The 14,071-nt window shown below is 67.9% G+C and carries 8 protein-coding genes, 1 tRNA gene and 3 pseudogenes; 5 read left to right on the forward strand and 7 right to left on the reverse strand.

Translation table 11 applies throughout. The annotated features are described in order from the left end of the window. Positions 1 to 76: 76 nt before the first annotated feature. From ACGFIZ_RS13660 to ACGFIZ_RS13670, 3 genes and pseudogenes are all read right to left on the reverse strand, one after another. Positions 77 to 364 (reverse strand): annotated as a pseudogene (locus tag ACGFIZ_RS13660) (aminoglycoside phosphotransferase); the annotation flags it as partial. A gap of 7 nt (positions 365 to 371) precedes the next feature. Then, a complete protein-coding gene (locus tag ACGFIZ_RS13665; RefSeq protein ID WP_393419043.1) occupies positions 372 to 1,739 on the reverse strand; it encodes a hypothetical protein in 1,368 nt (455 codons plus the stop codon). Between the two features lie 143 nt (positions 1,740 to 1,882). Then, entirely contained in the window at positions 1,883 to 2,692 is an 810-nt protein-coding gene (locus ACGFIZ_RS13670) for a DeoR family transcriptional regulator (RefSeq protein ID WP_393419045.1), read from the reverse strand. Positions 2,693 to 3,767: 1,075 nt separating this feature from the next. Between ACGFIZ_RS13670 and ACGFIZ_RS13675 the strand changes: the two genes are divergently transcribed. From ACGFIZ_RS13675 to ACGFIZ_RS13690, 4 genes are all read left to right on the forward strand, one after another. Continuing rightward, complete coding sequence (locus ACGFIZ_RS13675; protein WP_393419047.1) at positions 3,768 to 7,163, forward strand: AAA domain-containing protein; 3,396 nt, start codon at positions 3,768 to 3,770, stop codon at positions 7,161 to 7,163. A 198-nt stretch (positions 7,164 to 7,361) separates the two neighbouring features. Further along, positions 7,362 to 8,087, forward strand: coding sequence for an NUDIX domain-containing protein (locus ACGFIZ_RS13680; RefSeq protein ID WP_393419049.1), 726 nt, complete (start codon positions 7,362 to 7,364; stop codon positions 8,085 to 8,087). Next, positions 8,084 to 9,238 (forward strand): 5'-methylthioadenosine/S-adenosylhomocysteine nucleosidase, encoded by a 1,155-nt coding sequence (locus ACGFIZ_RS13685; RefSeq protein ID WP_393419051.1) that lies wholly within the window; start codon positions 8,084 to 8,086, stop codon positions 9,236 to 9,238. Before ACGFIZ_RS13680 ends, ACGFIZ_RS13685 begins: the two co-directional genes overlap by 4 nt. Further along, positions 9,235 to 11,235, forward strand: coding sequence for a hypothetical protein (locus tag ACGFIZ_RS13690; protein ID WP_393419053.1), 2,001 nt, complete (start codon positions 9,235 to 9,237; stop codon positions 11,233 to 11,235). The genes ACGFIZ_RS13685 and ACGFIZ_RS13690 overlap by 4 nt, the downstream gene beginning before the upstream one ends. 218 nt (positions 11,236 to 11,453) lie before the next feature. Here the strand turns inward: ACGFIZ_RS13690 and ACGFIZ_RS13695 are convergent. Next, a pseudogene (locus tag ACGFIZ_RS13695) lies at positions 11,454 to 11,624 on the reverse strand (site-specific integrase); the annotation flags it as partial. 483 nt (positions 11,625 to 12,107) lie between these two features. Here ACGFIZ_RS13695 and ACGFIZ_RS13700 point away from each other — a divergent pair. After that, a pseudogene (locus tag ACGFIZ_RS13700) lies at positions 12,108 to 12,659 on the forward strand (XRE family transcriptional regulator); the annotation flags it as partial. Here ACGFIZ_RS13700 and ACGFIZ_RS13705 read toward each other — a convergent pair. The 3 genes from ACGFIZ_RS13705 to ACGFIZ_RS13715 form a co-directional block, all read right to left on the reverse strand. Beyond that, entirely contained in the window at positions 12,658 to 13,332 is a 675-nt protein-coding gene (locus ACGFIZ_RS13705; RefSeq protein WP_393419266.1) for a YdcF family protein, read from the reverse strand. The pseudogene ACGFIZ_RS13700 and the gene ACGFIZ_RS13705 overlap by 2 nt on opposite strands. Before the next feature lie 16 nt (positions 13,333 to 13,348). After that, complete coding sequence (locus ACGFIZ_RS13710) at positions 13,349 to 13,555, reverse strand: hypothetical protein (RefSeq protein ID WP_393419055.1); 207 nt, start codon at positions 13,553 to 13,555, stop codon at positions 13,349 to 13,351. 266 nt (positions 13,556 to 13,821) lie between these two features. After that, positions 13,822 to 13,897: transfer RNA gene (locus ACGFIZ_RS13715), tRNA-Lys, on the reverse strand. Positions 13,898 to 14,071: the final 174 nt, after the last annotated feature.

A 14,071-nucleotide genomic window follows, 5' to 3' on the forward strand; every position in this document is an offset into this window, starting at 1 on the left:
CTCAGTTCGAATGATCACGCGGTGGCCGCCTCACGTCTACGTCAAACCGGCTCTGATCTGCAGGTCTGCCGTACACCACTCTGCCGGACGCAACTACGGCGTGCCCGCCCACCTCTAATGGCTGGGCCAGGCCCGGATGAAGTTCCACCGTGGGAAACCGTCGGGTCGTCAGCCAGTCCACCACAGCTACAACGGCGCGCACCCGTTCGATGCCAAGATCACCGGGGGCGATCTTGATCACCACGTCGTTGACGGCGTAGACGGCGTTGCTGTGGTGCCGGAGCAGGATCGCGTCAGAGCCGCAGTAGCCCAGGCGCCGACAGACCTCGGCGAGCACCGGTCGGGTGCGCGCCTCGACGAACATGGGGCTCCTAGGGACCGAGTGCGGCGGCTGTGGTCCCAAGCCTACGGGCGCGCTCGCGGCACACCTGCACGTAGTCCGTCAATGCGGCCACCTCACCGCGGTGGTACCTCTCGGGGATTACCGACGCCACATCGGTGGCCCTGGTCAGGATGATCTCCGTCCGTTGCGCCTCAGGCAGGTCCGCGACGGCCTCGCGCGCGGTCACCGCCGCTTCGGCTGCCCGCAGGTCACGGGCCAGGCACATCGATCTGTCCAGGGCGATGAGCGCCACGTCGATCGGCGCTGCCGGAGCCGCTCCGTACAGCCGTAACGCCTCGTCCTGGACCCGGTACGCCTCACTCGTGTCACCGAGCCAGGTGTACGTCCCGGAGGAGTAGAGCAGCAGACGCTTCGCCGGAAACTTGAACGCCACGTCGGTGTCCCCATCGCCGGCCTGGTCGAACATCCGGCGTGCCTGGTCGATGGCCGACCGCGCCTGCTCCGTGGCCCCGACCCGGGCCAAGGCACGCGCCCGGCCCGCCGCCGCCAAGGCACCTGACGACGAAGCGGTCGGAGTTGCCGCCAGTGCCGCCTCAGCGATAGCAACGGTCTGGCGCGGATCTCCGTAGTAATAGGGCAGCATCGCTGCCTGCGCCCGCACCAGCACCCTCAACCAGGCCTGCCCGCTGTCATCCGCCGCATGGATCGCCGTGCGGTACCACCACCGGGCCTCAGCCACATCACCCAGCCGCATCAACGCATCGGCGCACATCGTCGCGAGCAGTGCCGCCGCCCCCGACAACCGGGCCTGGACTGCCGCCGGCTGCCTCCGACGCGACAGGACCTGAATCTCCCGGCAGTCAGCGGCCAACAACGACAACATCACCTGGGGCGAAGCAGACGGGTACACCCGCATGTGCTCGCCGGCCGATTCCTCAATCAAATCAAGATGCCGCGGAGCGACACTCGCCGACGCAAGGGCCTCGTCCAGTTCCAGACAAAGCCGAGCAAGACTGCTCACCTCCACGCTGGCCCCCTCACCGGCCAGCGTCTGGCCCGCCCCGCCACCCACACTGGACGCACGGCTGCCGTCCTGCGCCCCACCAGCGTCCTCGTGCCGGCCGAGACCCATGGCCGGACGCGGGATGCTGAGGCCGACCGCGATCCGTTCCAGCACCTCGTAGGCCGTGACCTGCCGGACGCCCTTCGCGATTTCCGCGGCACGGTTGGGTGAGACGCCGACGAGCGCCGCGATCCTGCCGTAGGACACACCGCGAGCATGGAGGAACCGGAAGACAGCAGCCACGTCGCGCCGGCGCAGAAACTCACCGATTGGCCGGCCGTTCCAGACTCCCGAACTCCACCACTCGGGATCCACCTGTATGCCCACGACCACCCCCGCCCGGCCGACCTATTCCACCGATAAGCAGCTCAACGCATTCACCCCGTGACATCAAGTCAACATGGGGTCGACGCCAATAAACATCCACCCACAGAGTCGAGGCCTGCCGCCGCGCACGGAACCCTCACGATGGGCCCTCACGGTGACCGGTCCACCGTTAGGTCCGTCAGCCGCCTGGCGTTGCCGCCCTCGGGCAGCCTCCACACCTGGTCATGGGGCCAATGCCGATACAACATCTCACTCGCAGTCACAGCTATCCGCGCTCGTAACGGCTCACGGTCCAGGTCCGCCAGCAGTTGCTCTTCACGCTCGGCGTCCTGAGCGATGACCAAAACCGCTCCTACCGGAACCGCCGGGTCGTTACGCCGGTACCCGGCCAGCAGCCCACCAAGTCCCGACGACCGCTTCTCACGCTCGGCGACAGCGTCGCCAACCGGTCCAGAATCGACGTGCACCAGGAACCGTAGGCACCGCCCGTCCTCCAGCCAGACTCCATAGCCGTCGGCCCGCAGGTGCGCCAGGTCGTGCTGGCGCAGCCACGCCGAGGTCTCCATGGTCGCCAGCCACTGGAATAGCTCGCACCGCCCCGGGTTCCGCCGTGACACCTCGAGCAGCGGCAGGAACAGCAGGGCATCCGCCAGGCTCGGACGCCGCCGGCCCAGCCGCAAAGGCACCGGCAGCCCCGACGCCGTCAGGTCGCGGCGGAGCACCTCGACCCCCGCGGCCGTGACCTCGTACCACCAGGTGTGCGTGCGGTCCTCCTCGGAGCGCCTACGACGTACCAGCCCCGCCTCGTACAGCCAGGCCAAGTCCCGATGGGCCGTCAGCCTCGACACGTCACAGACCAACGCCACATCGAGCGTCGACGTCGAACCGTGCTGCGCCAGGAACGACAGGATCCGCCACCGCCGTGGCGGCAACCGCCGCACGGCCGCATGGTCACCCATCCCCCGATGATCCCCTGACACACGGGCAGCCGGACACACGGTTTCGCAAGTAACGGAAGGTGGTCAGCGAACCGACTTCCGGCCCTGCCACACCGAGACAGCCGTCACCGGAACCGACGCTCTCAGCGACCGTCAGGCGAGGCCCTGTCGCCGCCGTGCGAGCACCCGCGTCTCTAAAACGGGGTTTTGAGGCCGATTTTGGAGATCACTGTTCAAACAATCAACCGAAAAGCTGATGCTGAAAGTCGCGATACGGGCAAGCCAGGCGGCCTCTAGTTGATCTCTAAGAACTGGTCGTGCCCCGGCAACGATCATCGAAAGGCACCCCCAAAGCCGCGCCTCGCCGACTCAAAGGAGACACGCCGTCGCGTCGGAGCCACCACGACGACCATCGCTGACAGTGAACGTCGAAGCTCCCCCAACCGTCGCCAGGCTGGAACGCCGCGGCAGCCAGACCATGCTGGCGTGAGCCAGGCCGACCCATGCGTCCACGGTCACGGCACCGCGTCCATGGCTTGCCGGAACCGTCCAACCGCTCCCGAGCACCCAGCGAGCACCCGGCCGTCGGCGGGGACACGAAAAAGGCCCCGACCCGGCGTGAAACGCCAGGTCAGGGCCTTGATTGCTGGTGCGCCGCCAGGGACTCGAACCCCGAACCCGCGGATTAGTAAGAGCCTAATCTTGGTCGAGTCATTGGGTCCAGCCGGGTCGCGTGAGCCCATCTGTTCGCGTTCAGGGCCCGGATCGATTGCGTCGGCGTCCCAGTCAGTCCACCGGACCACAGCCCCGTCCATGGCGCCCCGAGCACCCGCCGAGCACCAATCCGCACATCCGTGGACGGCACGCTGCCCATTACACGCAGGCGTTACGGCTCGGCAGTAGGTGGACGAACGTCTACCATCGCCGAATCTCGTTGACCCGGGGTGTGTTGGACCGGTCAATGTTAGGGCTGTGCCTGCTCTCGCGGTTGTCGTTCTTTGCCCGCGTCCGTCCAACGGTGCCGAGCATGACAAGAACGCGACATCGCAGCCTCACGGTAGGTGATCGAAGATAGTCTTTCCTTAATGCGGAGATTGTGGCTGCCCTGGGGGTGTGTGTGCCGGACTGGCGCGACGACGTCTGCGCTGCGGTCGAGCGCTGGATCGAGGCGGTCGGAGGCGGTGGCGGTACCGTCGGCCGCCACGGCCGGCCGAACCTAAAACTCATCGGTCGAGCCCGTCAGGAGGCGGCGTCGGGCTGGTACGCCGTAGACGTCCGCGACCAGCGGATCGACCCAGAACAAATCGATGACCTGCGACTGGCCGAAGCCACGGCGCCGCGACCCGGGGAGGGCTACTCGCCGCTGGAGGTGGTCCAAGACGGGCGGCTGCTGCGGGTACGGGTTGCAGAGTTCGTCGACCTGCCCGAGGCGAGCCTGTGGCAGAGCCGGCGGCCGGAGGGCTTCCTGATCAGTCAGTTGCGTGACGGGCTGCGCGCCTTAGGCGACACAGGCCTGGCCCACGAACTGGCTGCCGGGCGGTTGACGCCGCCGCCACGGACGGTCCAGTCTCTCGCCGGGTTCTCGCCCGCCCAGTGTGAGGCGTACACCTCGTGTCTGACCCCCGGGGTGCGGCTGGTTTGGGGGCCGCCGGGGACCGGCAAGACTCGGGTGCTCAGCGAGGCCATCAGCTCACTGGTCGCAGCCGGCAAGCGGGTTCTGCTCGTGTCGTCGACGAACATCGCCGTCGACAACGCCGTTGCCGGGGTGCTGCGCAACCGCGCTCACCAACCGGGTGACTTGGTCCGGGTCGGCACTCCACACCTGGCTGAGATCGCCAACAACCCGCAGGTGTCGCTGACCCACCTCGTCCGCGCCCGGCTTGCCGAGGTTGACCACCGCCGCGAGGAACTCAACCGGCAGCTAGTGGCGCTAAAGGAGGATGGTGATCGGCTGGCAGCCGAGGAGGAAGCGCTGGCCGGGTTCGACCCGCAGGCCGACGCGCGGGCTCGGGAGCTGATTGCGGCGACTGACCGGATTCCGCTGCTCGCTAAGCAGGTCCAGGCAGCCGCCCGACATTCAGAGACCTGCATACAGGCGTTACGCCGGTCGGAGGCCGCGCTCGCCGAGGCCGAGGCAGCGATGGCGCAGACCGCCGACAGCCGGACCGCTCTTGCCGGCATTGACGACCTGGAACGCCAGGTAACCGATGCCCAGCGAGCGGCGGACCGAGTTGCGGTGGACGCCTTGACCGCCCGCGACCAGCTCAACCGGCTGGAGAGCGAGCTGCACGACCTGCAGCGCGGCTCCCGCCTGGCCCGGTGGCGCAACCGCCACGCGATCACCGGGTTGGTAAAGGCCGTCCAAAACCAGCGGGATGCAGCCAACCGGACCGAGCGCACCGCCCAGGACCACCGCGCGTTGCTGCAACGCTTCCGCGGCGACGCAGCCGACCGGATCGCCGTCTTGCACGCCCGAGTCCGGTTTACTGCGGAACAGATCACGCACCGGCTGGCTGCAGTAGACCGTGCCCGGCAAGAGCGCGACGTGGCTGCGGCGCAGGTATCGGAGAGCGATGCCCGCCATCGAGGGCTGCACGACACGCTCCTCGCGGCCGAGGCCGGCCCGCAGGCCACCGACGAGGACCGGGCCACGGTGCGCCGCGCCAATGAGGCCGAGCTACCCGGCCGGTACCAGCGAATGCTGCGGCTCCGAGACAGGATCGCCTCGGTGGTGCCGCATCGGGCCAACCTTGAGCGGCAGTATGCGAAAGCGCAGGAGGAGTTTGACCGGTTGCGCCGTAACGCCGAGAACGAGGTCATTGCAAAGGCCAGGGTGGTGGCCACGACCCTGGCCCGGTTGCGGCTGAGCAAGGTCGTGCTCGACGGACCGTACGACGTGGTCCTCGTCGACGAAGTCGGCGCCGCGACAGTGCCTGAGGTGCTGCTGGCGGTATCGCGAGCCAGGACCACGGCAGTGCTGCTCGGTGACTTCCTCCAACTCGGCGCTGTCATCCCTAACGCTCTCGACCGCAGCAAGGACCCAGCCGTGCAGCGGTGGTTGCACCGCGACGTGTTCGCGCTGTGCGGTATCACCACAGCCGCTGACGCCCGTGCCAATCTCGGCTGCACGACCCTGGACATCCAGCACCGCTTTGGCCCCGAAATCATGGGCTTAGCCAACGCGATCGCCTACGACGGCCAGCTCAAACCGGGCAAGGCCGTCCGCGCTCATGACCCAGACGACCCAGAGATCGTCCTAGTTGACACCGACGGCGCCGATGATCTGGCCCGGGTTCGGGCCACCAGCAGGACAGCCGGATGGTGGCCGATCGGCGCGCTGCTGGCCAGGGTGCTTGCCGACTACCACCAGGGTCGCGGGGAGGACGTCGGCGTGGTCACCCCGTACAAACATCAGGCTGAGGCCACCCTTGAAGCATTCCGTGACCATGAGTCCGGGCAAGGGAATCCGACCGAGGTCGGCACTGCCCACCGGTTCCAGGGCCGCGAGTTCGACGTGGTGGTGTTCGATCTCGTCGAAGACCACACCGACCGACGATGGATGGCTCAGGCCCGCGCCGATCGACCCGGTTTCCCTCGTGAAGGCTTCCGGTTATTCACCGTCGCTGTCACCCGAACCAAGACGCGGCTGTACTTCCTCGGCAGCCGTAGCCGCATCGCCGACGCTACCCCCGGCACCCCGCTCGGGCATGTCGCCGCGCTGCTCGCCTCGAAGACCGTTCGCACGGTGAAGGCTCACCAGCTGATCGCTGGGATCAGCGGACCACAGGACACCCGCCGTGATGTCGTGCTCGGGCCGGTCGGTAGCGAACTGTCCGAGATCCTCGCCCAGCACGTCCGGGTCGCCAACATCCAGGATGAGCGGCAGTTCTACGACACGTTCGCCGAGCATTTGCGCGCCGCGAAGCACTCGATCTGGATCTGGGCGCCGTGGACACGCGACCGAATGCGGTCGGTCCTACCGCTCCTGGCCGAGGCGGTGGGTCGCGGCGTCACGGTCGTGGTGTTCGTACGCGACCCCAGTGACACCGGCCAGAAGACCGACACCGCGCAGGAACACGTAATGGCGCTGCGGCGCGTGGCCACGACGGTCGTGGAGGTCTACAAGATGCACCAGGAGATCGTCGTCGTCGACGAGCGGCTGGTGCTGCTGGGCAGTCTCAACGTTCTGTCGCAGAGCGACAGCCGTGAGGTCATGCTGGTGATGCAGGGTAAGTGCTTCGCCCGCAAGCTCCTACAACATGAGCGGGCGCAGACGTTCGCGCATCCGCCGGCCTGCGGGCGGTGCGGCGGCGCCCAAGTCGACCTGCGCCGCACCAAGGCTCAGGGCTGGTACTGGCGCTGCTACGCACCGAATCCCCAACCGGAGCCGAACGGCAAGCCGGATCGGTGCGGCTGGACCAGTCAAGTGGACGCTGGGCGCCTCAATGGTAGTAGGCAGCCAGCCGGGAAGGTACGCAGCCGCGCCCAGTGAGCGGCCCTGGTTACCGCCTGCCCGATTTACCCAGAGCCAGAGGCCTCGCTACCCCTCGACCACCGAAACTGCAAGATCCTCGAATCACCAGCCTCAAGCCTTGGCCCCCCAATCTCGGCGAAGGCGCTCGGCAACGCGAAGTAAATTTCCGGACACAGGCACTTCTTGTCGATCCGACAAGAAGGTAGCGTGAGTGGTATGCGAGATCGATGGCAGTCATCAAGCGTGCTGCTCACGGTGGACCTGGTGATCCTGACCCTGCGCGCGGACCGTCTCCATGTTCTGCTGGTGGAGCGCGGTCACGAGCCGTACCAGGGGGCGTTCGCCCTGCCCGGCGGTTTCCTCCGGGACCGCTCGGAGGACATCCTGGCCGCGGCGGCGAGGGAATTGTCCGAGGAGGCCGGTCTCGACGCCGGGACGCTGCACCTCGAGCAACTCGCGGTGTACGGCGACCCGGGCCGTGACCCACGTGGTCGGGTTGTCTCCGTGGCCCACCTGGCGATCGCTCCCCGGCTTCCGGAACCGGTGGCGGGTACAGATGCTGCAGACGCCCGCTGGACACCCGTCGACCAGGTGCTCGACACCTCAATTCCCCTCGCCTTCGACCATCTGCGGATCGTGATCGACGGGGTGGAACGCGCCTGCGCCAAGTTGGAAAGCACCGCCCTCGCCACCGCTTTCTGCGGACCGACCTTCACCCTTTCCGAGCTGCAACGGGTCTACGAAGCCGTGTGGGACACCCGCCTCGACGCCCGCAATTTCTACCGCAAGGTGCAGGGAGTACGCGGTTTCGTGATTCCGGCGGGACCCACCAGGAAGACAGAAGGCGGGCGACCAGCCCGGCTTTTCCGTGCCGGTCCGACCACTGTCCTGTATCCGCCCATGGTCCGCCCGGACCGGACTGAACGAGGAGAAGACCAGTGACAGACGACGTCGTAGTGATCCTGACCGCACTGGATCTGGAGTACGAGGCGGTCCGCGAGAAACTAACCGACCCACAGCTGCACCGGCACCGGGCGGGGACCCGGTTCGAGATCGGCTGGCTGGCCGACCGTCGTTGCCGGGTGGCCCTCGGCCTCGTCGGCAAGGGCAACCATCCGGCGGCCGTGCTAGCCGAGCGGGCGATCGCCGAGTTCGATCCGGTCGCCGTGCTGTTCGTCGGTGTGGCGGGCGCACTGCGGGGAAAACTCGCGCTCGGCGACGTCGTCGTCGCTACCCACGTCTACGCCTACCACGGCGGCACGAGCGAGGACGACGGTCTCAAGGCCCGGCCCCGGGTGTGGGAGATTGCCCACGGCCCGGACCAGATCGCGCGACACCTGGTCCGCACCGGCGCCTGGACCACACAGCTGGCTCAGGGCGGGACGACTCCGCGAGTGCACTTCGGGCCGATCGCCGCCGGCGAGGTGGTGCAGGACTCCACGGTGTCCGACCACGCCCGCTGGGTGCGGCAGCACTACAACGACGCGCTGGCCATCGAGATGGAAGCGGCCGGGGTCGCACAGGCGGGCCACCTCAACGGCTCACCGGTCGTCGTTGTGCGGGGCATCAGCGACCGCGCCGACGGCACGAAGACCACGACTGACGGCGCCAGCTGGCAGCCGAAGGCGGTGGCCAACGCCGCAGCCTTCGCCATCACCCTCGCCGTCGAGCTGGTACGGGAGGCCCATACCAGTTCACCCCGAACTCAGGTCGACACGAGGAGGAACCCGACGATGAGCTCCGCGGTAAGTAATACCGCCAGCGGTGCGGCACAGGTGGGCGTACAGGCCGGCCATATTCACGGCGACGTCTGGGTGGGTGGCGCGCCGCCGTCGGCACCCTCGGATCTGCCCAGCCAGCTCGCCGAGCTGCGGGACGAGCTGTGGCGGGCGCACCGGTTGGGGCACTTGGACCAGCCGACCTACGAGGCGGCCGAGACCGAACTCACCGCCGCCGACAAAGCGCTCGACGACCCGCGCGACGGCAGCAAGCTGGTGGTGGCACTCAAGCGGCTCCGCGGGCTGGTCGGGGACGTGGCCGAACTGGCCGCGAAGGTCGCCGCCGTCATCGCGATAAGCCAGGGCGCGCTGTGACGGCGCGGCAGGTCACCATGCCCGCCCACGACAACGCCCCGAACGTGGGCGTCCAGGCGGAATCGGTGCACGGCGACATCACCGTCTACTTCCTCCCACCTGGCGCGGGGCCGGAGGAGAAGCTGCGGGTCGGCGTGAACTACCTCAACGGCGGGATGCCCCACAAGGCGGGAGAGCTCATCTACGACGTCCTGATGAGCGGACACACCAGCAGTGAGGCTTGGTTCCACTGGCTGCTGGCCGTAATGAGCGGCCGAACCCTGCGTCAACTGTCCGACGAGGACATCGCCAAACTGAGCGCGGCCCGTAGCCGGCTCCCGCTGCACAGGCAGGACGTCTGGGCCGACGGTCTACGGGTCATCAGCCGGCTACTGGACGCCCTGGACTCCCAGCAACCGGAGCTGCGCCGGCTCGTCCGCAAGGAGCTCGCCAGTCTGGACCCGCTGCTCCGGGAAAAGATCGTGCGGCATCTCCAGCTGTTCCTCAGCGGCCCGGTCGAGGACGAGATGTGGACGATCAGCGTGGCCGACGCCAAGAAAGCCCAACGCGCCAACGCTCGCTCTGAGCGGGTGTGGCGCTTCTTCTACCCGGCGCCCGCGAACCCACGCGCCCGGCAGCCCGTTCCCGTGGCCACGACCGGCCGGGACATCGCCCTGGCGGTCGTCACGACAGTGATGGCCGCCACGGCGGCTGGCTGGCTCTGTTGGGTCGTTTTCACATCCGGCCGGGTCGGACCGATGATGGCGCCGCTGCTGTCGATCGGAGCTGGCTACCTCTGCGCGGTCCACGGTGCCGCGTGGCGCTTCAACGTGGAACGGCGGCGGGCCAAGGACGCCGTGCACCGGCCTCCCCAGCAACGGAAGGCGGCCCCGTCCGGCGGCTTCGCCAACCGGGTCGACCGGCTCTTCAAGCAGTACGCTGGACGGTACGTCCCCGAGGGAATCGACCGGGCCGAGTGGCTGAACCTGACCGCCGGCATTCGCCGCCACCTCAGGGACGAGATCGTCGAGGTCTACCGGGAGACCCGGGTCGGTGACAAGGAGATCGCCTGGCTGATCCGCCACCGCGTCGGCGACCTCAAGACCCGGTGGACCAACGGTACCCTTTGGGCCTACCGCGAGCAGCTGCGCACCCCGGTCCGTACCCGTGCGCTCGTCGTCCTCGGCGGCCTCGTCGCGGCGGCGTGCTGGCTGCTGGTGATCGCCACCGCGTTGCCCCAGAAACCTCTCACCGGTGTGGCCGCCACGGTCGTCCTGCTCGTCGCCGCCTGGCCCGCGGTGCGGGGCTGGTCGCGGATCGTGCTCGAATGTCGACGTTTCGCCGCCGACCAGACGGAGTACGACCAGCGGATGGCCGACAGTTGGGCGGCCCACGAGCGGTGGACGCGCAAACTTGCCAGCAAGCCCGAGGACGCGGAGATGGCGGCCTGGCTGGACTGCGACTGCCGACTCCTGATCGACAAGGCGATGGCGCACTACAAGCTCTGCCCGACCGACGTGATCGCCTACGCGGTCATCGAGGCACCCGCCAAGCCCTACATGAAACGGGGACGGGTCCGTAACGGCCCCTGGCGGTACGGCCGGTACGAACTGCTGGTGTTCCTGCTCACCCCTGACGGCGTGCGGCAGATGAGTGCCCAGCTCGACTTCGAGCAGGCGACCTTCCACAACCTGCGCCGGGCCAACTACCGGTTCGAGGCCGTGGCCGCCGTACGGGTGGCCGAGTCGGACAAATACGCCCGGACCTTCGAGCTGGCGCTGGTCAACGGCGAACTCACCACGGTCAACGTGACCGAGGCCAGCACGGACAAGCTGCAGGACGGTGAGAGCCCGCTGACCCTGTCGGAAGCGGCCCTGGACGCCAGCGGCCTCACGACCACCCTCCACGTCCTCGAGGGTGTCGCCGCTGAGGGCAAGGAATGGATCCAGCGGGAACGGCAACGCGGCCGGAATCGCGAGGAACGGTTCATCTCCGCTATGCGGGACCTGCTCGACTGATCGGAAACGACGCCCGCCGACCACACCGACGGTGGCGGAGCCCGGGGCGCTGGTTTACGCCCCATCGACGATTAGCCGCCGATGTCTCCGGCCCTCCGAGTCGAACGGTTCCCTGCCCGGCAAAGGATCCGCCGTACCGGGTGCCGCCCGGCTCAAGGCAGCCGACGAGGTGCCGGCTGGCCGCCGCTGCCGACGACGACGGGTTGCAGCCTCCGGGTCTACGCCGGCCGCGTCGAGCCGCGCCTCCGAGGGACGACAGATGCGGTTGCTTCGGCGGCGGCGTGGGATAGCTCCGGCAGGACGTCACCGTAGAACTTGGCGGTGAAGTGTGGGCTGGAGTGGCGGAGCCGGTTGGAGATGACCTTTATCTGCACGCCGGCGGCCAAAAGCCCTGCACCGGCTCGCCGTGTGGTCTTGACGCCGGCTTTCATGAGGTCGAGCATGGCTTGCTCGACTGCGCGGGAGGGTTGAGACTTGTGGCCGACGGGGTGCATCGAAGCGAGTGGGAGGTTGCGCATTGGCCAGTCCGCGCAGCGCTGGGGCGATAGGCGCCGAGTTTCCGTACCGGCTCGGCACGATGTGCTACATCGAGGTGACCGCCGATGGGTCGGTGTCGCAGGGCGTTGATGCGGCTGCCTACCAGCGGGCCCCTAACGGGGCAGTCGCGGCTGTTCGCGGTCTGGCCGGACAGCTATCGCAGCGACCTGTTCGCTATCGATGATCTCGACCAGTACGCCCGCGGCATGGGGTGGGTCCATGACGAGGCCAGCACGGGCTTGGCCGAGCATGAGCACCAGGTCCGGTGGCGACTCAGCGAGTCTGAGCGCAACCCGACGGCTAGCTACATCTCCGTAAGGGTGTGGCTTGATTAGGACCACGTCGTTATCGGCTCACTCAGCCGCTCCGCCGCGCACTCCCTGGTTTCGATCGGCGAATACGCGCAGGCTCGTGGCCTCGCCGCCACCGCGGCGCAGTTCCTCGAACCACGGCTGACCAGGCCCACGCCGCAGCTACTGTCGGTCTACGGCAGCCTGCACCTGGTCTGTGCGCTCGCCGCAGCCCGGGACGACGACCGCGCCTTCGCAGGCACACACATTGCCGCAGCCGACGCCGCAGCGACCCGGCTCGGTGCCGACGGTAATCACGTGTGGACCGCCTTCGGACCCACCAACGTGTCGATCCACAAGACGACCGTGGCGATGGAGCTCGGCGACGTGCAGCGCGCCATCGCCATTGGTGCGCCCCTTCATACCGGTGCCATGCCCATCGAGCGGCAGGTCCGCCACGCCATCGAGACCGCACGAGCGTTGGCGCGGTGGAACCGCATCGACGACGCCCTCGGCGCGCTCTTGGACGCCGAAGTGATCGGCCCGGACCAGGTGCGCTACCACCGGCTCTCCCGCGATCTCGTCCGGGATATTCTCAGATCAGCCGGCTCGTGTAGCCGGCTGCAACCAGGCGCTCGAAGGCAACCCGTACCTCGTCCGGCATCTCCTGCGGGATCGCGAACCCGCGCTCCGCGTATACCTCGATCCGCTGCGTGTCCCCGACCAGCATGTTCACCACCCGCCGCGGGTCACCGATGCTGCGCACGTAGTCGTCCAGTTCCAAAGGATTCGACGCGCACACCACGTCGACCTCCGGCCACATCAGCTTGCATGTGGCGTACGCCCGGCGCTGCTGGTACGGCCGCGACATGATCAGCACCGACCGGACCGTGATCTGCCGCTCGGCCAGGAGTGCACGTGAGTACTCCAGGTTCTCGGCGGTGTTCGTCGCGCTCGGCTCCACGAGGATCGACTCCGCCGGCACTCCCTGCTCGACCGCGTACTCGCGGTAGTGCACCGCTTCGCCGCGAGGGAACCGCTCCACCGTCGTCGGCGCGTTCGCGCCGGTGAACACGATCCACGGGAACAGGCCCTCGTGGAACAGACGCGTTGCGATCACCGCGACGCCGAGGTCATGGCTGCCCAGCCCGATTCCCACGTCGCACGGGCGCAGAGCGTGGCGCATGTCGTGGTAGCGCCACAGCGTCTCCACGTCCGCTCGGATCTCGTCAGGGATCGACTCTGCCGGCGCTGCCGTATGCCGGTGCATCAACGCCTACCAACCGTCACCTGGCCCGCTCGACGGACCTTCCCAGAGCCGCCAGGCCCGCCCTCGCCACCTCCAGCGGGACAACAGCGGCCACCGGCTCGTCCCGCTCACTCAGGTAGACGACCTGGCCCTCCCGCACACTCCGCAGCAGTTCCGGCAGCACCGCCGACACCGCAAGGTCGTCAGGTGTGGCGTAGGCCCGGTCCGCGCTGGGTTCCCTCATGCCGCCAGCGTAGGGGTAAAAGGCAGTAGGGCGAAGCCGACTCCACGCAGACGCTGGGCGTGCCTCTTTCCATCGGACATGCTTGAACGATGATCAGCGCCGATCCAACCGGAACCATGTTCGGATAGGCCGTCATGGCACCAGGTCTACCGGTTGCCCAAACGGTCCAACGGCTCCAGAGCACCCACCGAGCGACCACCCACCGACAGCGGACACGAAAAAGGCCCCGGCCCGGTGTGAACCACCAGGTCAGGGCCTCTTACTGCTGGTGCGCCGCCAGGGACTCGAACCCCGAACCCGCGGATTAAGAGTCCGCTGCTCTGCCAGTTGAGCTAGCGGCGCTCGCTGGCAACGGGGAGAACACTAGCATGGCCCTCAGGCGGGGTTCCAATCCGATCCCCGGCTCCCCTCTTCGGTCACGCTTTCCGGGCATAACCTACTAAAACCACCGGCGGTGGCGGCTGCGGGCGGTACCACATGGGTGCCGTGCGGCACGATGTGCGCCAGGTACGCGAG

It is taken from the genome of Micromonospora sp. NPDC048830 (genome assembly GCF_043198215.1).
In the GTDB taxonomy this organism is placed as follows: Bacteria; Actinomycetota; Actinomycetes; order Mycobacteriales; family Micromonosporaceae; genus Micromonospora.

What these genes read in the sequence shown, in the direction of transcription:
- ACGFIZ_RS13670 (WP_393419045.1), bottom strand. Translation starts at nt 2,692, where the DNA reads ATGGGTGACCATGCGGCCGTGCGGCGGTTGCCGCCACGGCGGTGGCGG.
- ACGFIZ_RS13680 (WP_393419049.1), top strand. Translation starts at nt 7,362, where the DNA reads ATGCGAGATCGATGGCAGTCATCAAGCGTGCTGCTCACGGTGGACCTG.
- ACGFIZ_RS13705 (WP_393419266.1), bottom strand. Translation starts at nt 13,332, where the DNA reads ATGCACCGGCATACGGCAGCGCCGGCAGAGTCGATCCCTGACGAGATC.
- ACGFIZ_RS13710 (WP_393419055.1), bottom strand. Translation starts at nt 13,555, where the DNA reads ATGAGGGAACCCAGCGCGGACCGGGCCTACGCCACACCTGACGACCTT.